This window comes from Vibrio sp. 10N.286.48.B8 (genome assembly GCF_003050085.1).
Lineage (GTDB): Bacteria > Pseudomonadota > Gammaproteobacteria > Enterobacterales > Vibrionaceae > Vibrio > Vibrio crassostreae.
This window is the reverse complement of sequence record NZ_PIGD01000002.1, coordinates 292,952-319,532: the sequence shown is the minus strand read 5'-3', so window position 1 is coordinate 319,532 and position 26,581 is coordinate 292,952. Positions and strand designations below refer to the sequence as shown.

30 protein-coding genes are annotated in these 26,581 nt (G+C 44.4%); 19 read left to right on the top strand and 11 right to left on the bottom strand.

Going from position 1 to position 26,581, the window contains the following annotated elements; all coding sequences use genetic code 11:
- Window positions 1–211: 211 nt before the first annotated feature.
- From cysK to crr, 4 genes are all read left to right on the top strand, one after another.
- The gene (gene cysK / locus CWO08_RS04015; protein WP_060982183.1) at window positions 212–1,180 is read left to right on the top strand and encodes a cysteine synthase A; all 969 of its coding nucleotides are present in this window, start codon (window positions 212–214) and stop codon (window positions 1,178–1,180) included.
- A gap of 302 nt (window positions 1,181–1,482) precedes the next feature.
- The gene (locus CWO08_RS04010; protein ID WP_004734263.1) at window positions 1,483–1,740 is read left to right on the top strand and encodes an HPr family phosphocarrier protein; all 258 of its coding nucleotides are present in this window, start codon (window positions 1,483–1,485) and stop codon (window positions 1,738–1,740) included.
- 136 nt (window positions 1,741–1,876) lie between these two features.
- Window positions 1,877–3,601, top strand: a complete 1,725-nt coding sequence (ptsI, locus tag CWO08_RS04005; RefSeq protein ID WP_108019955.1) for a phosphoenolpyruvate-protein phosphotransferase PtsI — start codon at window positions 1,877–1,879, stop codon at window positions 3,599–3,601.
- A gap of 106 nt (window positions 3,602–3,707) precedes the next feature.
- On the top strand, window positions 3,708–4,217 hold the full coding sequence (gene crr / locus CWO08_RS04000; RefSeq protein ID WP_004737851.1) for a PTS glucose transporter subunit IIA: 510 nt from the start codon (window positions 3,708–3,710) through the stop codon (window positions 4,215–4,217).
- A 554-nt stretch (window positions 4,218–4,771) separates the two neighbouring features.
- Here crr and CWO08_RS03995 read toward each other — a convergent pair.
- The 4 genes from CWO08_RS03995 to CWO08_RS03980 all read right to left on the bottom strand — a co-directional run bounded on the left by CWO08_RS03995 (window position 4,772) and on the right by CWO08_RS03980 (window position 8,907).
- Complete coding sequence (locus CWO08_RS03995) at window positions 4,772–5,905, bottom strand: flagellin (RefSeq protein ID WP_048659821.1); 1,134 nt, start codon at window positions 5,903–5,905, stop codon at window positions 4,772–4,774.
- A gap of 296 nt (window positions 5,906–6,201) precedes the next feature.
- Window positions 6,202–7,335 carry a flagellin gene (locus tag CWO08_RS03990; RefSeq protein ID WP_102432030.1) on the bottom strand — a complete coding sequence of 378 codons (1,134 nt, stop codon included), beginning with the start codon at window positions 7,333–7,335 and terminating at the stop codon, window positions 6,202–6,204.
- Window positions 7,336–7,456: 121 nt separating this feature from the next.
- The gene (locus CWO08_RS03985) at window positions 7,457–8,380 is read right to left on the bottom strand and encodes a Dyp-type peroxidase (RefSeq protein ID WP_108019954.1); all 924 of its coding nucleotides are present in this window, start codon (window positions 8,378–8,380) and stop codon (window positions 7,457–7,459) included.
- Window positions 8,381–8,445: 65 nt separating this feature from the next.
- Window positions 8,446–8,907: a DUF2919 domain-containing protein gene (locus CWO08_RS03980; protein WP_048661250.1), complete on the bottom strand. Its 462-nt coding sequence runs from the start codon at window positions 8,905–8,907 to the stop codon at window positions 8,446–8,448.
- 109 nt (window positions 8,908–9,016) lie between these two features.
- Here CWO08_RS03980 and CWO08_RS03975 point away from each other — a divergent pair, with 109 nt between their 5' ends.
- Together CWO08_RS03975 and CWO08_RS03970 are read left to right on the top strand one after the other, a co-directional pair.
- Window positions 9,017–9,361 carry a DUF2956 domain-containing protein gene (locus CWO08_RS03975; RefSeq protein ID WP_102432032.1) on the top strand — a complete coding sequence of 115 codons (345 nt, stop codon included), beginning with the start codon at window positions 9,017–9,019 and terminating at the stop codon, window positions 9,359–9,361.
- A gap of 12 nt (window positions 9,362–9,373) precedes the next feature.
- Window positions 9,374–9,706, top strand: a complete 333-nt coding sequence (locus CWO08_RS03970; RefSeq protein WP_108019952.1) for a DUF4156 domain-containing protein — start codon at window positions 9,374–9,376, stop codon at window positions 9,704–9,706.
- 68 nt (window positions 9,707–9,774) lie between these two features.
- Here the strand turns inward: CWO08_RS03970 and CWO08_RS03965 are convergent, their stop codons facing one another.
- Window positions 9,775–10,062: a helix-turn-helix domain-containing protein gene (locus CWO08_RS03965; protein ID WP_004741665.1), complete on the bottom strand. Its 288-nt coding sequence runs from the start codon at window positions 10,060–10,062 to the stop codon at window positions 9,775–9,777.
- Window positions 10,063–10,267: 205 nt separating this feature from the next.
- On the opposite strand from CWO08_RS03965, the gene CWO08_RS03960 reads away from it, so the two are divergent.
- The 4 genes from CWO08_RS03960 to CWO08_RS03945 all read left to right on the top strand — a co-directional run bounded on the left by CWO08_RS03960 (window position 10,268) and on the right by CWO08_RS03945 (window position 12,801).
- Window positions 10,268–10,615, top strand: coding sequence for an ArsC family reductase (locus CWO08_RS03960; protein ID WP_108019950.1), 348 nt, complete (start codon window positions 10,268–10,270; stop codon window positions 10,613–10,615).
- A 111-nt stretch (window positions 10,616–10,726) separates the two neighbouring features.
- A complete protein-coding gene (dapE, locus tag CWO08_RS03955) occupies window positions 10,727–11,863 on the top strand; it encodes a succinyl-diaminopimelate desuccinylase (protein WP_108019948.1) in 1,137 nt (378 codons plus the stop codon).
- A 45-nt stretch (window positions 11,864–11,908) separates the two neighbouring features.
- The gene (locus CWO08_RS03950) at window positions 11,909–12,583 is read left to right on the top strand and encodes a M15 family metallopeptidase (RefSeq protein ID WP_048661246.1); all 675 of its coding nucleotides are present in this window, start codon (window positions 11,909–11,911) and stop codon (window positions 12,581–12,583) included.
- An 8-nt stretch (window positions 12,584–12,591) separates the two neighbouring features.
- Complete coding sequence (locus tag CWO08_RS03945; RefSeq protein ID WP_102432036.1) at window positions 12,592–12,801, top strand: DUF2897 family protein; 210 nt, start codon at window positions 12,592–12,594, stop codon at window positions 12,799–12,801.
- Window positions 12,802–12,946: 145 nt separating this feature from the next.
- Here CWO08_RS03945 and bamC read toward each other — a convergent pair whose 3' ends face one another.
- Window positions 12,947–13,993, bottom strand: a complete 1,047-nt coding sequence (gene bamC / locus CWO08_RS03940; protein ID WP_102432037.1) for an outer membrane protein assembly factor BamC — start codon at window positions 13,991–13,993, stop codon at window positions 12,947–12,949.
- Between the two features lie 48 nt (window positions 13,994–14,041).
- Window positions 14,042–14,920, bottom strand: a complete 879-nt coding sequence (gene dapA, locus CWO08_RS03935; protein WP_017632493.1) for a 4-hydroxy-tetrahydrodipicolinate synthase — start codon at window positions 14,918–14,920, stop codon at window positions 14,042–14,044.
- A gap of 374 nt (window positions 14,921–15,294) precedes the next feature.
- On the opposite strand from dapA, the gene CWO08_RS03930 reads away from it, so the two are divergent.
- Together CWO08_RS03930 and bcp are read left to right on the top strand one after the other, a co-directional pair.
- Window positions 15,295–15,837: a glycine cleavage system protein R gene (locus tag CWO08_RS03930; RefSeq protein WP_017079431.1), complete on the top strand. Its 543-nt coding sequence runs from the start codon at window positions 15,295–15,297 to the stop codon at window positions 15,835–15,837.
- A 12-nt stretch (window positions 15,838–15,849) separates the two neighbouring features.
- On the top strand, window positions 15,850–16,314 hold the full coding sequence (gene bcp, locus CWO08_RS03925; RefSeq protein ID WP_108019946.1) for a thioredoxin-dependent thiol peroxidase: 465 nt from the start codon (window positions 15,850–15,852) through the stop codon (window positions 16,312–16,314).
- A 97-nt stretch (window positions 16,315–16,411) separates the two neighbouring features.
- Here bcp and CWO08_RS03920 read toward each other — a convergent pair whose 3' ends face one another.
- Both CWO08_RS03920 and CWO08_RS03915 read right to left on the bottom strand, forming a co-directional pair.
- Entirely contained in the window at window positions 16,412–17,488 is a 1,077-nt protein-coding gene (locus CWO08_RS03920; protein WP_108019944.1) for an AI-2E family transporter, read from the bottom strand.
- Window positions 17,481–17,720: a sulfurtransferase TusA family protein gene (locus tag CWO08_RS03915; RefSeq protein ID WP_004734311.1), complete on the bottom strand. Its 240-nt coding sequence runs from the start codon at window positions 17,718–17,720 to the stop codon at window positions 17,481–17,483. Before CWO08_RS03915 ends, CWO08_RS03920 begins: the two co-directional genes overlap by 8 nt.
- A gap of 178 nt (window positions 17,721–17,898) precedes the next feature.
- On the opposite strand from CWO08_RS03915, the gene CWO08_RS03910 reads away from it, so the two are divergent.
- From CWO08_RS03910 to CWO08_RS03895, 4 genes are all read left to right on the top strand, one after another.
- Window positions 17,899–19,353, top strand: a complete 1,455-nt coding sequence (locus CWO08_RS03910; RefSeq protein WP_057622310.1) for a M48 family metallopeptidase — start codon at window positions 17,899–17,901, stop codon at window positions 19,351–19,353.
- A gap of 122 nt (window positions 19,354–19,475) precedes the next feature.
- On the top strand, window positions 19,476–19,826 hold the full coding sequence (arsC, locus tag CWO08_RS03905) for an arsenate reductase (glutaredoxin) (RefSeq protein ID WP_102479007.1): 351 nt from the start codon (window positions 19,476–19,478) through the stop codon (window positions 19,824–19,826).
- 6 nt (window positions 19,827–19,832) lie between these two features.
- The gene (gene wrbA / locus CWO08_RS03900) at window positions 19,833–20,426 is read left to right on the top strand and encodes an NAD(P)H:quinone oxidoreductase (protein ID WP_048661240.1); all 594 of its coding nucleotides are present in this window, start codon (window positions 19,833–19,835) and stop codon (window positions 20,424–20,426) included.
- Complete coding sequence (locus CWO08_RS03895) at window positions 20,423–20,860, top strand: DUF2069 domain-containing protein (RefSeq protein ID WP_048661239.1); 438 nt, start codon at window positions 20,423–20,425, stop codon at window positions 20,858–20,860. Before wrbA ends, CWO08_RS03895 begins: the two co-directional genes overlap by 4 nt.
- Before the next feature lie 110 nt (window positions 20,861–20,970).
- Here the strand turns inward: CWO08_RS03895 and CWO08_RS03890 are convergent, their stop codons facing one another.
- Window positions 20,971–22,221 carry a DUF2066 domain-containing protein gene (locus CWO08_RS03890; protein ID WP_108019942.1) on the bottom strand — a complete coding sequence of 417 codons (1,251 nt, stop codon included), beginning with the start codon at window positions 22,219–22,221 and terminating at the stop codon, window positions 20,971–20,973.
- A 278-nt stretch (window positions 22,222–22,499) separates the two neighbouring features.
- Here CWO08_RS03890 and CWO08_RS03885 point away from each other — a divergent pair, with 278 nt between their 5' ends.
- Window positions 22,500–23,738 (top strand): uracil-xanthine permease family protein, encoded by a 1,239-nt coding sequence (locus CWO08_RS03885; protein ID WP_048661237.1) that lies wholly within the window; start codon window positions 22,500–22,502, stop codon window positions 23,736–23,738.
- A gap of 142 nt (window positions 23,739–23,880) precedes the next feature.
- On the opposite strand, the gene upp is transcribed toward CWO08_RS03885, so the two are convergent.
- Window positions 23,881–24,507, bottom strand: a complete 627-nt coding sequence (upp, locus tag CWO08_RS03880; RefSeq protein ID WP_017060716.1) for a uracil phosphoribosyltransferase — start codon at window positions 24,505–24,507, stop codon at window positions 23,881–23,883.
- A gap of 169 nt (window positions 24,508–24,676) precedes the next feature.
- Between upp and purM the strand changes: the two genes are divergently transcribed.
- Complete coding sequence (gene purM / locus CWO08_RS03875; RefSeq protein WP_008222945.1) at window positions 24,677–25,717, top strand: phosphoribosylformylglycinamidine cyclo-ligase; 1,041 nt, start codon at window positions 24,677–24,679, stop codon at window positions 25,715–25,717.
- Window positions 25,718–25,851: 134 nt separating this feature from the next.
- Window positions 25,852–26,526: a phosphoribosylglycinamide formyltransferase gene (gene purN, locus CWO08_RS03870; protein WP_108019940.1), complete on the top strand. Its 675-nt coding sequence runs from the start codon at window positions 25,852–25,854 to the stop codon at window positions 26,524–26,526.
- The last annotated feature ends 55 nt before the right edge of the window (window positions 26,527–26,581 follow it).

The following is a 26,581-nucleotide window of genomic DNA, read 5'->3' as shown; positions in this document are numbered from 1 at the left end:
TCCTAGTTTCGCCTATCTTTTTGAAGTTCTGATTTCAATAAAGATAGGCGTCAATTCTGCTACATATCTATATGATATAACTTTTTAATCCTTTTACCTTTTTTTCAACTTGTTTAATCTAAATTCAAGCTGAACAAACATCGAAAGACACTAGACGGTAAAGTGATTGATATACTACGTTTAGTTCTGTCATTAAATGAAGGAATATCGCATGAGCAAGATCTACGAAGACAACACCCTAACGATTGGTAACACACCTCTAGTCCGCCTTAACAAAGTAAGCAAAGGTAACGTCCTAGCTAAGATCGAAGCTCGTAACCCAAGCTTCAGTGTTAAGTGTCGTATCGGTTCAAACATGATCTGGGAAGCAGAAAAAGCAGGTACTCTGAAGCCAGGTATTGAGCTTGTTGAGCCGACTAGTGGTAACACTGGTGTTGCTCTTGCCTTCGTAGCCGCGGCGCGCGGTTACAAGCTAACGCTAACTATGCCTGAGTCAATGAGCCTAGAACGTCGTAAGTTGCTTAAAGCGCTTGGCGCAAACCTAGTGCTGACTGAAGCACCAAAAGGCATGAACGGCGCGATTGCTAAAGCAGAAGAGATTGTTGCTTCAGATCCAAGTAAATACCTACTACTACAACAATTCAACAACCCAGCAAACCCACAGATTCACGAGCAGACGACTGGCCCTGAAATTTGGGAAGCAACAGACGGCGAAATCGACGTGTTTGTAGCGGGTGTTGGTACGGGTGGTACTATCACTGGTACAAGTCGTTACATTAAAGGTGAAAAAGGCAAAGCGATTACTTCAGTAGCAGTTGAACCAGCCGAGTCTCCAGTCATTGCACAAGCGCTTGCAGGCGAAGAAATCAAGCCAGCTCCACACAAAATTCAAGGTATCGGTGCAGGTTTCATCCCTGGAAACCTAGATTTAGAGATTATTGACCGTGTTGAATCGGTAACTTCTGAAGAAGCGATTGAGATGGCTCAACGCCTAATGAAAGAAGAAGGTATTCTTGCAGGTATCTCATCTGGCGCGGCAGTTGTAGCTGCGAACAGAATCGCAGAACTACCTGAATTTGCAGGAAAAACTATCGTTACCGTACTACCAAGCTCTGGTGAGCGTTACCTAAGTACAGCCCTATTTGCTGGCATCTTTACGGAAAAAGAGAACCAACAATAATATGTGGTCAAATCAATTTTTCGTCCAAAAAAGCCCCGTTTAGGGGCTTTTTTGTTGATCCCTGCCCCACCTTTGGTAATATCGGGTCTGTTTTATTTTTCGCTTCAAAATAAAAGAAGCAATAAACAAATTCTGAAAGTCATGAGTACTCAACAAAAGACGACCATGGCTGGATAAAAATTTATAACCAGTCTAAGTTCTAACACGAACATGGCGTACTAGCCTCTAGCGCATTTGGGCTAAAGCAGTTAAGCTAATCTGGTTACAAACTTACAAAAAATAAATTAATTGGGGTATATAAAATGTACGAGAAGCAAGTAGAAATCACAGCAGAAAACGGTCTTCACACTCGTCCAGCTGCACAGTTCGTTAAAGAAGCAAAATCTTTCGACGCTGACATCACAGTGACTTCTAACGGCAAAAGCGCTAGCGCGAAAAGCCTGTTCAAACTACAAACTTTAGGCCTAGTAAAAGGTACTAACGTTACTATTTCAGCTGAAGGTCCTCAAGCTCAGCAAGCAGTTGACCACCTAGTTGCTCTTATGGATCAACTACACTAATACGGTCTCCTTCTTTCAAAGCCATTTTGCATAGCAAAGTGGCTTTGTTCGAAATAGATAGGAATAAGCGCGACATTAGTCGACGACTTAAAGTCACACACTCTCCCGTTTACAGTTGAACAACTAAGGTAAGGCTATGATTTCAGGCATCCTAGCATCTCCTGGTATTGCTTTCGGTAAAGCACTACTACTTCAAGAAGATGAAATTGTCCTAAACACTCAATCTATCTCTGACGACCAAGTTGAAGCAGAAGTACAGCGTTTCTTTGACGCTCGTAACAAATCTTCTCAGCAACTTGAAGTTGTTAAGCAAAAAGCACTTGAAACTTTTGGCGAAGAAAAAGAAGCAATCTTTGAAGGCCACATCATGCTGCTTGAAGATGAAGAGCTAGAAGAAGAGATTTTAGCACTCATCAAGAAAGACAAAATGCATGCAGACAACGCGATCCACACTGTGATCGAAGAGCAAGCTGTTGCACTAGAGTCTCTTGATGATGAGTACCTAAAAGAACGTGCAACTGATATCCGTGATATCGGTACTCGTTTCGTTAAAAATGCTCTAGGCATCAACATTGTATCTCTAGCAGACATCAATGAAGAAGTTATCCTAGTAGCTTACGACCTAACGCCATCTGAAACTGCACAAATCAACCTAGACTACGTTCTTGGTTTCGCTTGTGACATCGGCGGTCGTACATCTCATACTTCAATCATGGCACGTTCTCTTGAGCTTCCAGCTATCGTTGGTACTAACGATATCACTAAGCAAGTTAAGAACGGCGACATGCTTGTGCTAGACGCGATGAACAACAAGATCATCATCAACCCTTCTGAAGCTGAATTAGCGGAAGCTAAGAAAATCAAAGCAGATTTCGAAGCAGAAGCGGCTGAACTAGCAAAACTAAAAGATTTGCATGCTGAAACTCTAGACGGTCACCGTGTAGAAGTTTGTGGCAACATCGGTACAGTAAAAGACTGTGACGGTATCCTGCGTAACGGCGGTGAAGGCGTTGGTCTGTACCGTACTGAATTCCTATTTATGGACCGTGACGCGCTTCCTACTGAAGAAGAGCAATACGTTGCTTACAAAGAAGTAGCTGAAGCAATGGAAGGCGAGTCAGTGATTATCCGTACTATGGATATCGGTGGCGACAAAGACCTACCATACATGGACCTTCCACAAGAGATGAACCCTTTCCTAGGCTGGCGTGCAGTACGTATCAGCTTGGATCGTCGTGAAATCCTACGTGACCAACTACGTGGCATCCTACGCGCATCTGCACACGGTAAACTACGTATCATGTTCCCAATGATCATTTCTGTTGAAGAGATCCGTGAACTGAAAAAAGCAATCGAAGAGTACAAAGTTGAACTTCGCGCTGAAAGCCTAGCTTTCGATGAAGAAATCGAAATCGGCGTAATGGTTGAGACTCCAGCTGCTGCTGCAATCGCACACCACCTAGCGAAAGAAGTATCTTTCTTCTCTATCGGTACTAACGACCTAACGCAATACACTCTTGCGGTAGACCGTGGTAACGAAATGATTTCTCACCTATACAACCCACTATCTCCTGCTGTTCTTACAGTAATCAAGCAAGTGATCGACGCATCACACGCTGAAGGTAAGTGGACTGGTATGTGTGGTGAACTTGCTGGTGATGAGCGTGCAACGCTACTTCTTCTTGGTATGGGTCTAGATGAGTTCTCTATGAGCGGTATCTCTATCCCTAAAGTTAAGAAGGTAATTCGTAACTCTAACTTCGCTGAAGTTAAAGCTATGGCTGACGAAGCACTATCTCTACCTACAGCTGCAGAAATTGAAGCTTGCGTAGAAAAATTCATCGCTGAGAAAACTCAGTAATCGCCAAATGCTTAATAAAGTTAGACGGCTAAAAATAGTCGTCTAATTTGTTAGATTGGTATAGTATATTCTACAGAATAAAACTAAACGTTAGGAGCATGACACAATGGGTCTGTTTGACAAACTGAAAAAGCTTGTATCTGATGACAGCGCTGATGCTGGTGCAATCGAAATCATCGCACCTCTTTCTGGTGAAATCGTAAACATCGAAGATGTGCCAGATGTAGTTTTCGCTGAAAAAATCGTTGGTGACGGCATCGCGATCAAACCAGCTGGCGACAAAATGGTAGCTCCAGTTAACGGTACTATCGGTAAGATCTTCGAAACTAACCACGCATTCTCTATCGAGTCTGACGACGGTGTTGAGCTTTTCGTTCACTTCGGTATCGATACTGTTGAACTTAAAGGCGAAGGCTTCACTCGTGTAGCTGAAGAAGGTCAATCTGTTAAAGCTGGTGACACTATCATCACTTTCGACCTAGCGCTTCTAGAAGAGAAAGCGAAATCTACGCTTACTCCAGTTGTTATCTCTAACATGGACGAAATCAAGGAGCTGAACAAGCTTTCTGGTTCTGTAACTGTTGGCGAAACTCCAGTTCTTAAAGTAACGAAGTAATCTCGATTACTTATCTGCTTTAATGAAAACGCTACCTAAGGGTGGCGTTTTTTGTGCCTGCTGTTTTTTTCAATACCTCAGATAGCAATACTGACTATCACACCAAAACTCTTCTCCAAGCTCCCTCAAAGAATCACAACCACACTGACCGTTTGCGCCCTACTATCCAACTAGGTTTTGACTAAACGTTATTAAGCGCTATTCAATGCATTTCGCCTATACATCAAATTACACTTGTGATGTGTAACAAACAGCAGATCTCTGATATCTCGTTCTACTCGATTCTGAGATGACGACTAAAGACTTCGATTCAGGCAGCAAGCAATAGAAGATCAATCCCACCCTGTAGTCGTCCCCCCCCTACAGTGAGGAACGAACGTAATCGGGAATCTCGCTTTCTGCCTTTACCACTGTCCTAAATTCTCCACTTTGCCAAATTTCAGGCAATAAAAAACCCAGCCGAAGCTGGGTCTGTTTAGCGCTCATCTCTCACCACGAGCTAATTTGTGGAAGCCTAACGTTGACACTTTTGGTCAACGTGGCTTTTTAATCGATTAACCTAGTAGGCTAAGTGCCGAGTTCGGTGCTTGCTTCGCTTGAGCAAGAATCGAGCTTGAAGCTTGAGAAAGGATCTGAGACTTAGTCATCTGAGTCGTTTCTTTCGCGAAGTCGGTATCTTTAATACGGCTCTTAGATGCGTTAACGTTCTCGTTAATGTTATCTAAGTTGCTGATAGCGTGGTCGAAACGGTTTTGGAAAGCACCTAGCTCAGCACGGTGGCTGTCTACGTACTTAAGTGCCGCATCGATAACCGCTACAGACTCTTGTGCGCCGCCAACAGACGTTACGTCGATAGTATCAACCGTTACGTCTTTGCCAGGTTGCATGCCTAGTTCGCCAGCAAGGCTACCAGAGAATGCCACTTCGCCTTCAACTTTGTTGTTACCAGTAAACATTTGTAGCTTACCATCTTCAGTTACAGACGCTTTCACAGAGTCTTGTTGACCGTTGATGTACGTTGCTAGCTCTTCGATGTCGTCACCCGCTTTTGCGCTGATGTCGATTTCTTGGGCTTGACCGAAGTTGTCAGTGAAAGACAATTTTAGGTCGTTAGAACCTGCTTGAACGTTCCAATCTTTGTCTTTCGCGTTCTCAGTTTGGTAGCTCTTACCACCCATCTGAGCATTATCAGAGCGCATGTCTTTCAGTTGAAGCATTACCGCTTCACCGTTATCCGCGCCGATTTGGAATGATTTAGTACCGTGAGTACCGTTAAGCAGCTTGTTACCACCAAAAGACGTCGTTTCCGCGATACGGTTTAGCTCGTCGTTCAGTGCTGTTACTTCTTCTTGAATCGCTACACGCTCAGATTTTGAGTTTGAGCCGTTTGAAGATTGCAGAGACAAATCACGCATACGTTGCAGGATGTTCGTTGTCTCGTTCATTGCACCTTCAGCAGTTTGTGCAATCGAGATACCGTCGTTCGCGTTACGTACAGCAACATCAAGGCCACGGCTCTGAACGTTCAAACGGTTCGAGATTTGTAGGCCCGCAGCGTCATCTTTTGCGCTGTTGATTTTAGAACCTGAAGCTAGACGCTCCATTGATGTTTGTTGTGCGCTGTTTGCGTTGTTTAGGTAACGTTGCGCTGTCATCGCTGATACGTTTGTATTTACATTCACTGCCATGGTGACTTCTCCAATTGATTTTCCGGTATAGCGGTTTCCGACGTCTCGGAAAACCAAGTAGTTATCTCTAAGTTACTTTTAATAACGGCGTGATTGGCGAAACCTTTAGGAAAAAAACAACAAAATTAAAGAAATAGCGATAAAGGAGAAGAAAGCGTGACTGGCAGTAAAATTATCAAAAAAAGATGAGAAAAACACTAAAGTTGCCGAGAAGTCGGTCGAGTGACAATTTGTATTTTAATTAACCAAACGGACTGATTAAGCCGAAACACATTTATAATATTTTAGGCAATTTATTAACCCAATAAGGTTAAGGCAAGGTTCGGCGCCTGCTTTGCTTGGGCCAATATTGTGGTGCTCACCTGCTGCAAAATTTGTTGCTTAAGCATTTGAGTGGTTTCCTTGGCGTAATCAGTATCTTTAATTCTACTATTTGATGTCGCCAAGTTCTCATGAACATTTTCGAGATTATTAATCGCATGATCAAAGCGGTTTTGCATTGCGCCTAATTCAGAACGATGACTATCCACGTACTTCATCGCTGTATCCAAAATAGAGACAGCACGCTGCGCACCACCCACATCGGTCACGTTGATGTCGTCGACAGATTCGTAATAACCCGCCGACATCGAAAGTTCACTGGCTAACGAACCTGAGAAAGAGATCGTGCCGGCCGTATCTTCGCCAGACATGTAGATCTGAAGTTGCCCTTCGTCATTGACGGAAGCCGATACCAGATCTGTTTGACCATTGATGTAAGTCGCCAGCTCTTCAATGTCATCGCCCGCTTTAGCATTAATGGCGATCTCTTGAGGCTGACCAAAACGGTCGGTAAAAGACATCGTCATATCATTCTGGTTGGATTTTACTTCCCACGAGTCACTTGCCATGCCACTGGCAACATAACTAAAGCCCCCCATGTTGATGTCATCGGTGCGCATGCTTTTCAGGCCGATTTGCACCGCTTCACCAGAACTACCACCGATCTGAAATGACGAGCTACCAAAACTACCGTTAAGGAGCTTTTTTCCACCAAATGAGGTGGTTTCTGCAATTCGATTCAACTCGTCATTTAAGGCGGTCACTTCTTCTTGAATGGCGATTCGTTCTGATGAACTATTCGAGCCGTTACTCGCTTGTAGGGACAAGTCACGCATGCGTTGCATGATATTGGTGGTTTCATTCATCGCACCTTCTGCAGTTTGCATAATGGAGATGCCGTCATTCGCATTGCGAACAGCGACATCAATACCGCTCATCTGCGCTTCAAGTCGATTCGAGATTTGCAGGCCTGCAGCGTCGTCTTTAGCGCTGTTAATACGACTCCCTGAAGCCAAGCGCTCCAAAGATTGGTTCAGCATGTTGTTGGCATTAGAGAGGTTTCTCTGAGCCACCAGCGCTGAGACATTTGTATTAACAGTTATAGCCATAGACCTTCACTTACAAAAAGATGAATAAAACTCACGATTGCTCTTATATCGACCAATTCATATAAAGCTTTAATAAAAAAGGAGCCCTGAGGCTCCTTTTGTTCATTCTTTTTGAGACGGCTTACTTAATCGTTAATGCACTCAACATCTCAGTTGAAGGAGCAAAGTAGTAAGCGCCAGTAACGGCTTTAGTAAAGCGAAGCAGTTGGTCTGTTTTGCCATCGGTTACGCCGTACATGCTCTCTAACATCGTATCAAAGTTATGACGAACGTTACAGTAAGCAATGAACAGTAAACCGTGATCGCCCGTTGCTGTGCCGTAGGGCAGGCTGTGACGAACGATTTTAAGACCCTTGCCTTCTTCTTTAATATCCACACGGCCAACGTGAGACGCTGCTGGAACATCATCTAACTCGATAGAGTCTGGTTTAGTACGGCCAACCACTTTCTCTTGTGCCGATACGTTTAATCGGTTCCAAGCAGGTAGGTTATGCACAAAACGTTGCACCATCACGTAGCTACCACCCGCGAATTCACCTTCAGGCACAATCGCCACTTCAGCGCGCTGTGCGTCTTTCGGGTTTTCAGTGCCATCAACGAAATCAGTCATGTCACGTGAGTCGAGGAAGCGGTAACCGTAAGTTTCATCCACTACTTCAACGTCTGCCGCTACTTCAGATAGCAATTTACGTAGGATGAAGAAGTGCAGATCATGTCGGTTTGAATGACAGTGAATCAAAACATCAGACAGTGTGCTCGGTGCTGTCACATCACCTTCGCCAAGCGCAGGGAAATCAATTAGATCAGAGGGAGCAGCTTGCTCGAACTTATCCCAAAAAGCTTTTGAGAACGCAACCGACGCCGTTAGGTTCGCATCAGGTTGAGTTTGGTTTAGCTCTTCGATTAGAGTCGGAAGCTTTTGAATTTCTGCTAGTACATTAGCAGTATTAGCGTTCACTTTAAGTTGAACGTAAAGAGCGAAAGGCCCAGCTTCAGGCAAAATAGCACTTTGAACGTTAGGCTGCTCATTTGAAACATTAAGCATAGATTATTCCTTCCAGTTTTAGCTTCTAAGTATAATTGTGAATGGGACAAATGTTTTGATGAGAATCAGTCTTCGTGCTCAACCACTTTAAAGCAATCCCTTGCAGCATGGCTATTGGTTAGGTAAAGCGCCAACCACAGCAGCAACAATAGGGTGATGCCATTTGACCAACGGAACCATCCGTTATCCAAATAGATTAAATAAATCGTATGGGAGCTCTGTGCCAAGATAGCCATCATGGTCACCCCGCGCCCCCACGACACCACTTTATTAAGGCGTTTTCTATCTGGCGCTCTGAGTCCAAACAACCACATCAGTAATAAGCTAGGGATACTCAATGCAATCCCAACATAAAACATCTGATGATCTGGGTAGACTATCTCGAGGATATCCGTTCCCGATTCTCGGCTTGCGCCTGCAACAATGAAAACGACCAAGGCTTTAGCAAGAAACAACCAACCTAACCAGAGCAAGATCGGGGCTTTCAAAAAGCCGTGCTTGTCGTATTGTTCTATGGAGTACCGCACAAATCTCACTTTCACTTATTTTCAAACCAACACTTTAACGCAAATCATTCATACTTAACTAGCTTTGCGTTATCTTAGTAGCCAATCCGTTTTAATTATCGAACTCAGTATGAAAAAGAAAACTAATACGCCGTCTGTTGAATCTCAACAAGAAGCACTGAAGATAGCCAAAGCGACTCAAAAACCTGCTCAGACCAAAGAACAAACTAAATTGATTGCTCAGGGGATTGAGAAAGGCATTGCGCTCTATAAGAAACAGCAAAAAGAGCGCAGTCGCCAAGCTGATAAAGCAAAGAAACGTGTACAGAAAGAGAAGCAGACTCAACAAGCTAACCAAAACCAAGAAGACACGATCGAAACAAGTGTTGAAACACCATCAAACCACGCCAATATACTGCCGTGGTTATTACTGATTGCAAGCTGGGTAGGCTTCGCGATTTATTTGATGCAATAGCAGGGTAAACGTATGAAAAAGGAATTAGTCGCTTTGGCTATGAGTGGCATGTTACTCGGGTGTACCACACCCACATCAACGCCTCATAGTAAAGCGGACAAGGTACAAATGGATTACCACGGCCTGATTAACACCGAGCAGTGTGAGTATAAAGGGGAAGTTACTGGCAGCGAAGGTCACTGGTACAGCTACTTGTTCTTTCCCAATGACACCCTGATTCAAGGTGCGATTAATGAGCTTAAGTCGAATGCCATTGAGCTAGGCGCAGATACCGTCATCTTTACCTTACCTCAAGATTTTGCGACTTCGGTTACCATGCTTGGCACCGCCTACCTGTGCGAGTAAGCAAATAAATCGGCATATCGGTATGCTTCGATTTTATGACACCCAAAAGAAAGCCAGCTTTCGCTGGCTTATGCACTAAATCCAAGGCTTGTTGCTATATCGCCTTTACGTTCTAGAACCCACTGACTGTCAAATGGTCCCCAGTCGGATAACTGGTAATAACCATCATTATGACGTCGCCCATCTTGAACAAACATAAGTTCGATACCGATCCCCGGTAACGCCTTGAGTACATCTTGAATAGTACGACGAGGCCAACCCGTTTTTTCGATGAGTTTAGGCACATTTGGCCTATCAAGGCTTTCGACTAACAATGCTAAATATAGCCGCCTTGCAAAAACAGGACTCAACTCCATTGACACCTCCTATATATGTGCAACTCAATTATTTCTTTTTTCGCTGACAACATGTTGAGGCTGATCAATAACTCTCCAATAGTGACATTTTCTTACTGTTTTTTTTCGCTCAATGAAATATTCCTCACTCTATTTTGTCTGAATTGCTGCTTCCTGATAGGATTCAACTCATAACAATGAAATAAAATCACCCAAAGGAAGAATAATGACTATCACTATGTTTGGTATCCCAAATTGCGACACCATCAAAAAAGCAAAGAAATGGCTCGAAGCTGAAGGTATCGAGTTCGAATTTCACGATTATCGCAAACAAGGCATCACTGAAGAGCTAGTAACAAACTTTTGCTCAGAGCTTGGCTGGGAGCTTGTACTAAACAAACGTGGCACGACTTATCGCCAACTTTCTCAAGAGCAAAAAGACACGTTAACGGAGCAAACTGCAATCACTCTGCTTGTTGAACAACCAGCAATGATTAAGCGTCCTGTCTTGAAAGTCGATGGCAAGCTTCATATTGGCTTCAAAGCTGACCAATACGCTGCTATTTTTGCGTAATCAGCAATTTTCGTAATAAGCAAATTAGAACAGATAACAAGACGTTGAACTTCCCCTGTTCAACGCCTGAAATTAATGACTAGACGTTTTATTTAAACAAGGAATTCAAGGATGACAGATAGCCCAACTTTGGCTCTGGCAAAAGACCTCATTAGCCGTCAATCGGTAACCCCTGAAGATGCAGGCTGCCAAGAGCTGATGATTAATCGCTTAAAAGCGCTCGGTTTTGAAATCGAAGTAATGGTATTTGAAGATACGACGAACTTTTGGGCTCGTCGTGGTACTGAAGCGCCTCTGTTTGCCTTTGCTGGCCACACTGATGTTGTTCCTGCTGGCCCGATTGAGCAGTGGAACACTAAGCCATTCGAACCGACTATCGTAGATGGTTTCCTACACGGCCGCGGCGCAGCGGACATGAAAGGCTCTCTGGCTTCAATGATTGTTGCTGTTGAGCAGTTCATCGCTCAGCATCCAGACCACACAGGTTCAATCGGTTTCCTTATCACATCGGATGAAGAAGGCCCATTCATCAACGGTACGGTACGTGTTGTCGAAACGCTGATGGCTCGTGGTGAGAACATCGACATGTGTATTGTTGGTGAACCATCAAGCACTGAGTTCGTAGGTGATGTTGTGAAGAACGGCCGTCGTGGCTCTATCACAGGCGATCTAACGATTAAAGGTACACAAGGTCATGTTGCCTACCCTCACCTAGCGAACAACCCAGTACACAGCTCTCTGCTTGCTATCAACGAGTTGGCAACAACTGAGTGGGACAAGGGTAATGATTACTTCCCACCAACAAGCTTCCAGATTCCAAATGTAAGTGCAGGTACTGGCGCGTCAAACGTGATCCCTGGTGAGTTTAATGTTCAGTTTAACCTGCGTTTTAGTACCGAGTTAAGCAACGACATCATCGTTGAGCGAATCACAACAACACTCGATAAGTATGATTTCGAATACGATCTTAAGTGGACATTCAATGGCGACCCGTTCCTAACGGACGCAGGTTCACTGCTTGATGCTATTGTTGATGCAGTAGGTCACGTGAATGATGTTAAACCAGCACTACTAACGACTGGCGGTACGTCTGATGGCCGCTTCATTGCGCGCATGGGCGGACAAGTCGTTGAACTAGGCCCTGTGAACGCGACGATTCACAAAGTTAACGAATGCGTGAAAGTGGCTGATTTAGAAAAGCTAACTGACATGTACGAAAGAACATTAGTGAACCTGTTCGCTAAATAGTCTTTCATCAGCGATTCATAGCATCTAATTATTGAGAGACTCGTTATGACACCAGAGCAGCTTACCGGACAATCAGATTCTCATCTAGAACCTAGCCTGATCGGTACCAAGACCTTCTTGGTTCACAGTGAGGTTAAGAATGACCTAAACAATTTGATTGAAGCTGCTCAACTCGCTGGTTTTAAAATGGAGATTGCCAGTGGCTTTCGCGACTATGAAAGACAATCTTTGATTTGGAACCGTAAGTTTTCTGGCGAAGCTCTGATATTAGATTCAGAGAGCCAACCACTTGATGCTTCAACACTGACTGAACATCAAAAGTTGTCGGCTATCTTGAGATGGTCTGCGCTTCCCGGTGCGAGTCGTCACCATTGGGGTTGTGACTTCGATGTCTTTGCTCGTAACCTCTTACCTGAAAGCACACAGCTGCAATTAGAACCATGGGAATACCTTACCGGCCACCAGCAAGCGTTTTACCAATGGCTATCGGTTCATGCTGAACAATTTGGGTTCTTCTTCCCTTACAGTCAAGACCTGGGTGGTGTGGCGATAGAACCTTGGCATATTAGCCATCGTAACGTTTCGGAGTCGTGTTTATCACAGTTATCTCCCACTTTACTTGGCAAGCAACTCCAATCTAAGCCAATATTAGGGTATGAGATTATTATGGAGCAGCTAGACGAGATCTACGCACGCTTCGTAGCGAATATCAGTCATTAGGAGCGCTTATGTTGGAGTGGCTTACAAACCCTTGGGTTATCATCATCATCGTGGTTAGCGTCGTGGTGGGTAACATCGCAGCTCTTAAACAGACTGCCAATATGGATCTGACAGGTCGTGGTAAAACAGAGCGAGATTTAGATAAACTCAATCGCTTGGATAAGCAGAATCAAGAGAAAGCTGAAAAAGAAGAATCCAAAGACAACAAAGACGCATAGCTTTTTACTTTGGGTATCCACTTGATTAACTAATAGTCTGATAACAACGAACAAAAAAAAAGAGGACACAATGTGTCCTCTTTTTTATTGGCTTTAGCTAATCACAGAGCTGATTGAAACCAGCTCTGTGATTGCTTAAGTGCTACTACTCAGCTTTCGCTTCTTTGTCATCTTTGGTCTGGTCAGCAATATGCGCTAGTACCGGAACCATTGACTTAAGCAGCTCTTCCTCTACTGGCTTACCTGATGCATCCGTTACGTTAATCGACGTACGGTTACCAAGGTCACCAAATAGGAAGTTGTAAGTACCTGGCGCTAAATCGATAGGCTGTAGGCCAATTTCTTCCCAGAACTCATCATCTGGCGCGGCGTACTTAGCTTTCACTGTACCTTGAGACTGGTTGCGCTCTTCAAGCTCAAAGCCCATAGCAGGCAACAAGTTTGGCAGACGCTGCCAGAATACATTGTATGGTGTACGAGCAATAATCACAGGGAAACCACTTCGGTCAGCACCCATTGAGATCGGAATACGCTTCACCAACTCTTGTGCTTTCAAAGCTGCTTCAGCACGAAGGTTTTCATCGTACTTAGCCATCACTAAGTTAGTTAAGAACGCGTTGTAACGCTCTTTATTGGTTGCCGTTACTGGCTTCTCTTCAGTACCTTCACGCCAATCAATAAGGTTAATCTTAAAGCCATGACGGTTGTTCGCTTGGAAACGAGAGATAGAGTAGCGGCTGCCAAGCTCTACGTCTTCATCTTCAGAAACCCAAGTTACCCAATCAGTCTCAATCTCATTCTCGGATTGCTCACGAATACCAATACCACGTTGAGCTAGCATATCTACTGCTGTTTGCCACACTCTGTCTGCCTCTTCAGCACGAAGAAGCCATAGTGTCACTTCACCATTTTGACGCTCAGCGCGAGCACCCGGGATCAATTCAAGAACCTGTTGCGGTGGGCGAATATCAACTTCACGACCTGTACCACCACTGAACTCACCGCTTGGGATGTCAAAATTTGGGTAGAACTGAGGCTGAGCATCTTCAGGCAACTGCCATTGTGAAAACTCAGGTGTTTCTAAGTATTCGAAATCATCTTTGGCTTGGCGACGTTGAGTCGGGCTGCCAGAACATGCTGTAAGAACGAAAACAGCCAGTGACCCAATCACTAGCTGGTGAGAATACTTCATTTATACTCCTAAATGCCGAAAGTTCGCTTCGGCATCACTTCATACGTTTTAGTAAATGCACGCTTCAGTCATTGCTTGAGCAACAACAGGTTGAGCTGGTTCTGACAGTTCAGTCAGCGGTAGACGTAAGCCACCTTCAGCGATCAGACCCATTTTATGAACCGCCCATTTTACGGGAATAGGGTTAGATTCAACGAACAAATTCTTATGTAGAGGCATCAAACGCTCATTGATCGCTTCTGCTTCTTCAAACTTACCTTCTTTTGCTAGCTTGAACATGGTTGCCATATCAGCGGCTGCAACATTATTCGTTACAGAGATCACGCCATCGCCACCACGCTTAACAAATTCTAGACCTGTTAAGTCATCACCACTTAGTAAGATAAAGTCTTCGCCACAAAGTTCACGGTGAATTGCAATTCTGTCGAGATCACCCGTCGCATCTTTAAGTGCAACGATGTTTTCGATCTCAGCAAGGCGAGCAACCGTTTCTGGCAACAAGTCTACAGCAGTACGACCAGGAACATTGTATAGGATTTGTGGAACGTCACTGACTTCAGCAATCGCTTTGTAGTGTTGGTACAAACCCTCTTGAGTCGGTTTGTTGTAGTAAGGCGTTACGCTCAGACAGCCTGCAATACCAGAACCATTCAACAAACGGCTGAATAGAACAGATTCGTGAGTTGCATTTGCACCTGTACCAGCGATAACGGGAATACGACCATCAGCAAATTCAACGATCTTGTTGACGACTTTGACATGCTCTTCAATTGTGAGTGTTGAAGACTCACCTGTTGTGCCAACCGCAACCAGACCATCACTACCTGCAGCAACATGGTGATCAACCAACTTTTTAAGGCTGTCGAAATCCACTTCGCCATCTGCGTTAAATGGCGTAACTAGCGCAACGATACTTCCTGAAAACATGTCTATCTCCCTTAATTTATTCTTTTTGCATGTTACTGTAAGCCAATCAATAAACACAAGACATTAAAGTGGCTTACCGGCAACATCTGCATTAAATATTGTCGTATGTTTGAGGTAAAACGACTTCTAACAGCGTTCTACCTAGAATTTGGGTAACCTGCGCTCAATCTAGCGGATAGCACCTAACTGGATGTCAGTAACAAGTAAGCTGTGCTCTCATCACTCTATCTCGTTTTTTAACGCACCTGACATTCTTATCATTGGTTACATGTTAGAAGCAAGGTGGCTCATAAAAAGCCCCTTACGCACGCTTATTCCACAAGCTAACTGTGCTAACATGCATGAATCAATGGAATATAAAGAGACGTGATTTTATGACTCAACATCTAGTAATCACAGCTGTGGGCACAGATCGCCCAGGTGTATGCAACCAAGTGGTTCATTTAGTCACCCAATCAGGCTGTAACATTATTGATAGCCGTATCGCTCTATTTGGCGAAGAATTTACGCTTATCATGCTGCTGTCTGGAAAGGCAAACAACATCACCCGCGTTGAAACCACCCTGCCCTTGCTTGGACAAGAGCACGACTTGATTACGATTATGAAGCGAACCTCAACTCATGATGTTATTGAGAACTCTTACACAGTAGAGGTGTTCGTTGAGTCAGACGATAAAATCGGCCTTACCGAGCAGTTTACCCAGTTCTTCGCAGACCGAAACATCGGCCTCGATTCGTTAAGCGCCCGAACCATCAATAAATCTAAAGTTCAGCTCGACAACGACCAATTCCATATCTCTATTACCGCTTCTGTGCAATCAGAATGTAATTTGATGCAGCTACAAGAAGAATTTGACGCGCTGTGTCAGAGCCTATCCGTACAAGGCTCGCTCAACTTTATCAAAAACAGTTTTTAAAAAGGAAATATCATGAATACGCTAACGGCTGGTGTTCCAGCACCTGCTTTTTCTCTTCCTGATCAAGATGGCAATATCGTATCTCTTGGTGACTTCAAAGGTAAAAAAGTCCTTTTCTATTTTTACCCAAAAGCAATGACTCCAGGTTGTATTGTGCAAGCGGAAGGCCTGCGTGATATCAAAGCACAACTTGATGACCTAAATGTGGTTGTTCTAGGTGTGAGTGTTGATCCAGTAAAACGCTTACCGAACTTCGTCGAAAAGAAATCTCTAAACTTCACACTGCTATCCGATGAAGACCACAGCGTTGCTGAACAGTTTGGCGTTTGGGGAGAGAAGAAATTCATGGGCAAAGTGTACGATGGCCTGCACCGCATTAGCTTCCTAATTGACGAAGAAGGTCAGATTGAACACGTCTTCAATAAATTCAAGACAAAAACTCACCACGAAGTGGTTCTAGAGTACTTCAACCAATAAGCTTAATGCCTATTGAGGTGAGCTAGACTCACTACCAACTAAGACAAATTAAAAAGGCGACTATCATCGATAGTCGCCTTTTTTGTCACTTATTTCGTTACTGATGGTGTACAGGGTCATCATCTAGCGCATGGCTCGGTAAGGCATTCCAAACCGCTTTAACTAGCGTTGCTAGCGGGATAGCAAAGAACACACCCCAGAATCCCCACAATCCACCAAACACTAACACGGCAACAATAATTGCGACTGGGTGCAGGTTTACCGCTTCAGAGAAAAGAACCGGAACCAGTACGTTACCATCTAACGCTTGGATAATACCGTAAGCGAGAAGCAGCCAATAAAACTGAGGCTCTAATCCCCACTGGAACAGACCAACAATCGCCACAGGAACGGTCACAGCTGCCGCACCGATATAAGGAATCAGTACCGAGAAGCCAACCGCTACAGCCAATAATACTGAATAACGAAGATCCAGAATTGCGAAGGTTACGTAACTCACGCCGCCTACGATTAGAATTTCTAACACTTTACCGCGGATGTAGTTAGAGATTTGCTGGTTCATCTCTTCCCATACTTTAGTCGCTAAACGACGATTTCGAGGAAGTACACCGCTGGCCATTCTGATCATTTCTTCTTTGTCTTTTAACAAGAAGAAGATAAGCAATGGTACGAGAATCAAGTAAACCGCCAAGGTCGCTAAACTCACAAGAGAAGCAAGTGAGCCTTTGACAACACTTTCACCAAAACCTAACGCTTTGTTCTTGGCATTAGACATAATGGACTCAACGATCTGCAAGTTGGCAAGTTCAGGGTAGCGTTCAGGAATAGTCGCGATGAAGTTTTGTAAGCTGCCATACATACTTGGGATATCATTGATTAGGTTACCCACTTGTTCCCAAATGGTTGGTACCAAGCCAAAGATCGCAAGTAGCATCACGCTAAAGAACATCATGATAACCAGCATCACCGAAGGGGTTCTTGGAACACCGAGTCTTTGAAGTTGGGTAACAGGCCACTCAAGCAAGTAAGCCAACACAATGGCCACTAATAATGGCGCAATGAGGTGACCAAAGAAGTATATGGTAATAAAGCCGAATAGAATGATGGCAACCAAACTGACAGCATGGGGATCAGAGAAACGTCGTTTATACCAACGATTGACCATTTCAAGCATCTGACTGCAATTCCTTTTTAGTGACGAGGAGATGATAGTAATTAGAGCAAACCTCAGTGATGACGTCATAGGCTTGCTTAGACAAAAAAGTAACAATATCTTTCATCGAGCTGTTATCAGAGACATAAATTGACAATGATTGCCCGACTTCTAACTTTACACTGTGGCGCTTGGCTAATAATAGTGCCATTGGACAGCGCTCTTGGCGTAAATCTAGAATATTAGGTGTCATTCTTGAGCTCGATGCTTATTATAAGGGTCGTATTGTAATCTGTTTTTGAAAACGCGCCATCATTCATTCATCTTCCTTCATGATAGCGCACGCACTTGGCAAAGGTTAAATCAGATAAAGAACCAATTTGCATTGCACTTGTCTTACTGTCAGAAGAAACGGAGTATTACTGACTAATATGTTTAAACGCGCTCGCTCAATTGCTTGCTTATGCATCGCAGCTACATTAAGCACCCCAACGTTGGCGAATACCAATAGTTTGGAGCTACCCGATATCGGTACCGCTGCTGGCGGCACACTCTCTATCGACCAAGAGCTTATCTATGGTGATGCCTACATGCGTATCATCAGAAGCAGCCAGCCTATCGTAAACGACCCAGTTTTAAACTTATATATTGATACGCTTGGTCATCGTCTGGTCGCTAACGCAAATGATGTAAAGACGCCTTTCCAGTTCTTTATGATCCGTGACCGCAACATCAACGCCTTTGCTTTCTTTGGTGGCTATGTTGCTTTGCATTCAGGTCTATTCCTGCATGCACAATCTGAAAGTGAATTGGCTTCAGTATTAGCGCACGAAATCGCGCACGTTACCCAACGTCACTTAGCACGTAGCATGGAAGATCAAGCTCGCCGTTCTCCAGCAACCATTGCTGCACTTGCGGCTTCTGTATTACTGGCAATTGCAGCGCCTGAAGCGGGCATTGCAGCCCTAACGGCAACGACAGCGGGTAATATGCAAAGCCAGATCAACTACACACGTAGTAATGAAAAAGAAGCTGACCGCTTTGGTATCAACACGCTTGCGAAAGCTGGCTTTGATGTGAATGCAATGCCACGCTTCTTTGGCCGCTTAGCCGATGAATACCGCTATGCTAGCACACCACCTCCAATGCTACTGACTCACCCATTACCAGAAGACCGAATTACAGATTCACGTGCTCGTGCTCGTAGTTACCCGCCACTGAAACTGGCTCCGTCTTTGGACTACCATCTTGCAAGAGCCCGCATTGTTGCGCGCTATGCTGGCATTAATAACGATGCTGCTCTTGATTGGTTTGAGCGTCAGCTGAAGAAAGCCCCTAAAGCCTTGGTTCCATCGTTAGAGTATGGGCAAGCGCTGGTTTACCTAGATTCTAAAAAATTAGACAAAGCAGAGCCAATTCTGAACAAACTGATTAACAGCGACCCGACCAACCTGTTTTATCTAGATGCTATTTCCGATCTGCACATCGAGAAGAAACAGCCTGAGATTGCGATTAAAGAACTTAAGTCGGCACTGGTTCGTCAGCCAAACAACCCAGTTCTGACCATCAACTACGCCAATGCACTAATTGAAAATGAAAATCTACAAGAAGCAGTTCGCGTATTGCAGCGTTACACGCACGATAACCCGAATGACACCAATGGCTGGCACCTACTTTCAAAAGTAAATACGAGCCTTGGTAATAGCGACGAAGAACTGGCTGCTCGTGCAGAAATTTTGGCACTACAAGCCAACTGGAACAAAGCGATTCAGTACTACACGCAGGCGAGCCAAATCGCAGAACTAGGCAGCCTAAAACAAGCACGCTACGACGCTCGAATTGATCAACTAATGATTCAACGAGAGCGCTTCTTGTCGCTACAATAATATATTTACTGGTAACCGCTCGTTGCAAGAATAAAAAGAAAGCTCAACGTTACACAAAAAAGAAGTCGCCTCTGGTGGCTTCAGCTAAACAATTAAATCAAAAATAATAATGAGGAAGAACCATGTCTGTCGTGATTTATCATAATCCACGTTGCTCAAAGAGCCGTCAAACTCTCGAATTGCTTGAAACAAACGGTGTACAACCTGAAGTTATCAAGTACCTAGACACGCCTTTAACTGTCGAGCAGCTAAAAGTGCTTTTCACTCAACTGGGTTTTGACAATGTTCGCGACATGATGCGTACCAAAGAAGCGGACTACAAAGAAGCAAACTTGGATGATGCATCAGTAACTGATGAAGATCTTTTCTCAGCAATGGCAACAAATCCAAAACTGTTCGAGCGCCCTGTGGTTGTTGCGAACAACAAAGCAAAGATTGGTCGTCCACCAGAGCAAGTATTAGAGATTCTGTAATCCGATATGAGCATTAACATTCTTGTTCTTTATTATAGTCGCCACGGCAACACACAAGCTTTAGCAAGACAGATTGCACGAGGGGTGGAGTCCATCCCTGAGTGTGAAGCTATGCTGAGAACAGTGAACGACGTGTATACCGTAGAAGAGCAGCCTGATTCGCGTCATCAACCAACCGACCCTATTGCAACATTACAAGAGTTACGCTCTTGTGATGGTTTAGCGCTAGGCAGTCCGGTTTGGTTTGGTAACATGGCCGGGCCGATGAAGCACTTTTGGGATAGCACGACGTCACTGTGGATCAATGGCGATCTCATCGATAAGCCAGCTTGTGTATTCACTTCTTCTTCATCACTGCATGGTGGTCAAGAGACGACACAACAAAGCATGATGTTGCCCCTGCTGCATCATGGCATGTTAGTCGTGGGCATCCCCTACTCAGAACCTGCGCTGCACACCACTCAAACCGGTGGTACGCCTTATGGTGCAAGCAGCACAGGCGAAAGTGCTTCATTAAGCAAAGAAGAAATTGAGTTGGCGCAGAACCTAGGTAAACGCCTCGCGCGCATTGCTATGAATCAGAAAGGAATCTCTCAATGATGTACATGTCAGAGAAGGCGATGTCTCCTAAGACTAAGCTATTCCGCTATCTCGCATTAGCAGGCAACCTATTGCTGTTAGGTTGGGTTGTGGCTTGGCAGATGACGCTTTCGCCGCATCCTCATCTCAGTAATGTAACACTGGCAATTGCTTGGGCAATACCGCTGTTACTGCCATTACCAGGCATTTTAGCCGGTAAGCCTTATACGCACGCTTGGGCGAATTTCGTCCTGATGCTCTATTTCCTACACGCATTAACTATTTTGTATGTAGATGATGGTGAACGCTTGTTAGCGGCTGTAGAACTGCTTCTGACGACTCTTGGTTTCGCGGGCAATATCTTATTTACTCGCTTTAGGGCTAAAGAGTTAGGCATCAAGTTGAAGCGCCTTTCGGAAGTAGAAAAGAAAGAAAAAGCGAAATTCGAGCAATAATATTGATACGTTGCTCTTGAACACTGACACTAGATAAACAAAAAGCCCTGCAGGATTGCTCTTGCAGGGCTTTTTAATGTTTCATTTTAATCAGTCATGTCAGCAGACAATTATGAGCGAACCCACTCGTAGATCAAGCTTGGCTTAGCATGTACAGGCGCAGTATCAGCTGTGTTAGATTCCTCTAGCGTTGCGTCAGGCGTGTTCGTTAGCTCAGTATCCTCAGATACCTCGTTGCCATTAATCACTTGTACGCCTGAGTCAGTTTCGTCACCAACGACTTCAGCAGCGTCTGTTGAATCATCGCCTACAGACATGGTGTTGTCTTGAGTTTCAAATTCAGGGCTCACTTCAGGCTCAATGTAAGATTCTTCAACCTTCGCAACTTGGCGAATACTTGCAACTTCTTGCTCAAACTCTTGTTGAGTCGACAATAAGTGAATTCGGAAAGTTACTTCGTTGTTCTGAATCTTCAGAATATCTAGGCTTGCCACCGAGTTGAGACGCTTAAGTGCGTTTTCCAACTGAAAGAAGTCTTGAGCATTATTCAGGCTAATAAACTGCGTTAAAATCGATTCTGATGACTCACTCGCTACCGTCACAGCACTTTTTCCTGCGTAGTAGTTACTGATTTGGTCGACTAACTTCTTAGAAGTCGTGGCACTGTTACCTGATAAAGAACCACTTACAGGCGATGTTGGTGCGCTCGTCAATTGACTTGGCTTTTGATCGTATAGAGTCCAACGTAGACCTGAAGATTGAGCCTTGATCACCAATACAGCATCAACAGGGTAACGCTGACTCGCTTTACTGATTGACGTAACAAAGCTGCCCCACAAATCAGAAGTTGCAATACCCGTAATATCGTCAAAGTCACCCACAGGCAGCGTTAGAGGCAAACCGCGCTCTTTTGCGTTTGCTTGCAAGCCCGCTGCTAACTGCGAGTTAGAGTGTTCCCAGACGATATTCTTGTCGTAGTTGTCCTCTTCTACCAGCCAAACAAGGATGTTTGAACGCGTGTCAGGCCAGTACGGTAACTGTGCTTGAGTCAATAGCGAACGGATTTGAGCACCGTTAAAACGCATACGCAATGTTGATTGGTCATTGCTTTCACCAAAACTCATTTGAGACATGTACTGCGAACTCTTGCGCATCGCCTTTTGAATCGTCTCATTCGAAGCGACATCAGTTTGGCCGGTCGCACGTATCAATACCTGCTCCATACCTGTATTTCTTGCCACTTGTTCTGGCTGTTTGTCTTCAGCGTTAATCGCAACTTCAGCACTAAAAATATCTACTTGAGTTAAGGCATAACTCGGAGAGGCTAATAGTCCCATCAACAACAATGCTATGTAGCGCATACTGATCCTAATATTCAAATCTTGTGCCTAGATGATAAGCAACTATGGATTGAGGGGCAAGGTCGATAGCGCCCACTGTGTTTAATAACCACAAAATATCACCTGGCCATGATAAATCGCTCACTTATAAACTGAATTTCTAGGGCTTAGATGGATATAAAACATCACTAAGATAAATAAATTTGATCTATTTGGTGTGGCAATCGATTGCTAAGTGATAGAATCCCGCGAATTTTATTTTTCGCTTTTCATATAACGACCATTTTTAAGGACATAACATGAAAAATGCTCTGCAAGGTGCGCAAATGCTGTTTGTAGCATTTGGTGCGCTTGTACTCGTGCCGCTACTAACAGGACTTGACCCCAACGTTGCACTCTTTGGCGCAGGTATTGGTACCCTTTTATTCCAACTTATTACACGCCGTTCAGTGCCAATCTTCTTAGCATCTTCTTTTGCATTCATCGCGCCTATCATGTTTGGTATTCAAACTTGGGGGGTAGGTGCAACCATGGGCGGCCTAATGGCGGCAGGTGTTGTGTATGTACTAATGGGCGCGTTAATTAAAGTTCGTGGCGTTGGCTTTATCCATAAACTGCTTCCACCGGTCGTTGTTGGCCCAGTGATCATGGTTATCGGTTTAGGTCTTGCACCTGTTGCAGTTAACATGGCTCTAGGTAAAACAGGTGATGGCGCGGTTCAACTTGTTGATGCAGACGCTGCACTGTGGATCTCTTCGATTTCACTGTTAGTGACGATTGTCATCAGTGTGTTCTCAAAAGGCTTCCTTAAGCTGCTGCCAATCTTCGGTGGTATTGTTGCGGGTTACATCACTAGCTTGGTATACGGTGCGGTAGACTTCACACCAGTAGCGCAAGCGTCTTGGTTAGCACTACCAAACTTCACAGCGCCAGAGTTCAACATCAACGCTATCTTCTTTATGGTGTTTGTCGCGATTGCACCTGCTGTTGAGCACGTAGGCGACATGCTTGCTATTTCTAATGTAACAGGCAAAGACTACCTTAAGAAACCAGGTTTACACCGCACTATTACTGGCGACGGCGTGGCAACCATTGCCGCTTCAATGCTGGGCGCGCCACCAAACACTACGTACAGTGAAGTAACAGGTGCAGTAATGCTGACCAAAGCATTCAACCCAGTGATCATGACTTGGGCTGCTGTAACAGCTATCGTTCTTGCATTGGTCGGTAAGCTAGGTGCACTACTTCAAACGATTCCGGTTCCTGTAATGGGCGGCATCATGATTCTACTGTTTGGCTCTATCGCAACCGTAGGTTTGAATACTCTAATTCAAAACAAAGTTGACCTACACAAATCACGCAACCTTGTGATTGTCGGCATTACTTTAGTCTTTGGTATTGGCGGCATGGCCTTTGGTATCGGTGATTTCAGCCTACAGGGCGTAAGCTTGTGCGGTATCGTGGCGATTCTACTTAACCTAGTGCTTCCAGAAGAGCTAGGTGACAACACTGTGGTAGACAAAGCTCAAATCGATTAATGAATCAGTAAGGCTAGATTCAAAAGAATCACAAACCAACAAGATCAAAAAAGGGAGAGCGTCGAATGCTCTCCCTTTTTATTAATACGGCTAAATTCAGCGAGTTAAGAAACGGTTTAGAGTCACTTAAGCTGAAACCGAATTACTTAGTACCGAAGATCTTATCACCAGCATCGCCAAGACCAGGAACAATGTAACCCTTGTCGTTTAGCTTCTCATCGATTGCGGCCGTGTAAAGCTCAACATCTGGGTGCGCTTTTTCTAGAGCAGCGATACCTTCAGGAGCAGCAACAAGCACAAGAATCTTAAAGTGCTTACAACCTTTCTCTTTCATTAGGTCGATAGTCGCGATCATAGAACCACCAGTCGCAAGCATTGGGTCTACCACTAGAGCAATACGCTCGTCGATGTTAGATGCAAGCTTGTTGAAGTATGGTACTGGCTCAAGTGTTTCTTCGTCACGGTAAATACCAACAACGCTGATACGTGCACTTGGGATGTGCTCAAGAACGCCGTCCATCATGCCTAGACCAGCACGTAGGATTGGCACTACCGTTACTTTTTTACCTTTAATTTGGTCAACTTCTACTGGACCGTTCCAACCGTTAATCGTCACACGCTCAGTTTCAAAGTCTGATGTCGCTTCGTATGTTAGAAGGCTACCCACTTCTGTCGCTAGCTCACGAAAACGCTTAGTGCTAATCTCACCTTCACGCATCAGGCCAATTTTATGTTTTACTAGCGGGTGTTTCACTTCAACAACTTTCATTTCCAACTCCGGCAATATTTAAACAAACCTGTAGATTATACACGAACTCTAAGGTTATTTCAGAATCTTTATTCTAATAAAAAAAACCGCGCAAACGTTTGCTCTTGGTAATCAAGCCCTGTTAGAATAGCGCCGTTTTCACATCCAACTTAAGTTCGAGGACTATCCCGTGAGTGGTAATACTTCTTCTCTAAGCTACAAAGACGCTGGTGTTGATATCGACGCAGGTAATGCACTAGTAGACCGTATTAAAGGTGCTGTTAAACGCACTCGTCGCCCTGAAGTAATGGGCGGTATTGGTGGCTTTGGCGCCCTATGTGAACTTCCAACGAAATACAAAGAGCCGGTACTTGTTTCAGGTACTGATGGTGTTGGTACTAAACTTCGCCTTGCTTTGGATCTGAAAAAACACGACACCATTGGTATCGACCTAGTGGCAATGTGTGTGAACGACCTAATCGTTCAAGGTGGTGAGCCGCTATTCTTCCTAGACTACTACGCAACAGGTAAGCTAGATGTAGATACAGCAGCAGACGTTGTTTCTGGTATCGCTGAAGGTTGTGTTCAAGCTGGTTGTGCACTAATCGGTGGTGAAACGGCTGAAATGCCAGGCATGTACGAAGGCGACGACTACGACGTAGCTGGTTTCTGTGTTGGTGTTGTAGAAAAAGCTGACATCATTGACGGCACTAAAGTAGCAGCAGGCGACGCACTTATCGCTGTTGGTTCAAGTGGTCCACACTCAAACGGTTACTCTTTAATTCGTAAAGTTCTAGAAGTTTCTGGTGCTGATAAGAGTGAAGAACTAGAAGGTCGCACTATCGGTGAGCACCTACTAGAACCTACTAAGATTTACATCAAATCGGCACTTAAGATGATTGCTGAGCATGACATTCATGCTATCTCGCACATCACAGGTGGTGGTTTCTGGGAAAATATCCCACGCGTACTTCCTGAAGGCACTAAAGCAGTCATTGATGGCAAGAGCTGGGAATGGCCTGCTATCTTCAACTGGCTACAAGAGAAAGGTAACGTGGAGACATTTGAAATGTACCGCACTTTCAACTGTGGTGTTGGCCTAGTTGTTGCTCTACCTAAAGATCAAGCAGACGCTGCTGTTGAACTACTGAAAGCTGAAGGCGAAAACGCTTGGGTTATCGGTGAGATCGCAAACGCTGAAGCTGGCGAAGAGCAAGTTGAAATCAAATAAGTGATATACGTTCACTTACTTAGTTAATCAATGAGGACCTAATGGTCCTCATTTTGCTATTTGGCCCGCAGAAAACCTTAATTTATGTAGGTACATTGTAAACCGTCCCGTTAATCAATCGTATGACCCACTCTATGAAAAATAATCACTCAAATAAAACCAGTCACTCTAAGAAAAACATCGTTGTGTTAGTTTCAGGAAGCGGAAGTAACTTACAGGCAATTTTAGATGCCTGTGATAGCAATATGATTGATGCTTCAGTTAAGGCTGTCTTCTCAAACAAAGCAGAGGCTTTTGGATTAGAGCGAGCGAAAACCGCAGGTGTTGACGCACATTCAGTGAATCCAAAAGACTTTGGTTCACGTGAAGAGTTTGACCATGAATTGATGATTCAGATCGATGCCTACCAACCAGATTTAATCGTACTCGCTGGCTACATGCGAATCCTGAGTTCAGAGTTTGTTCGTCACTATGCAGGGAAAATGGTCAACATCCACCCTTCCCTGTTACCTAAGTACCCAGGCCTACACACCCACCAGCGCGCTATTGATGCGCAAGACAAAGAACACGGTACTAGCGTCCACTTTGTTACCGAAGAACTTGATGGTGGCCCTGTGATCTTACAGGCTAAGGTTCCTGTATTTGAAGATGATGATGCTGACATGCTGGCAAGCCGAGTGCTTACTCAAGAACACTGCATTTACCCTATGGTCTGCAAATGGTTCTCGGAAGATCGTTTATCAATGCTAAATGGGCAAGCGGTCTTAGACGGTAAAGTATTAGGCAAGCACGGTTACGCAGAAGAGTAATTCGTTAAAACTAAACCAAATAAAAACAAAAAGGCCGCTTACTGATTCAATAGTA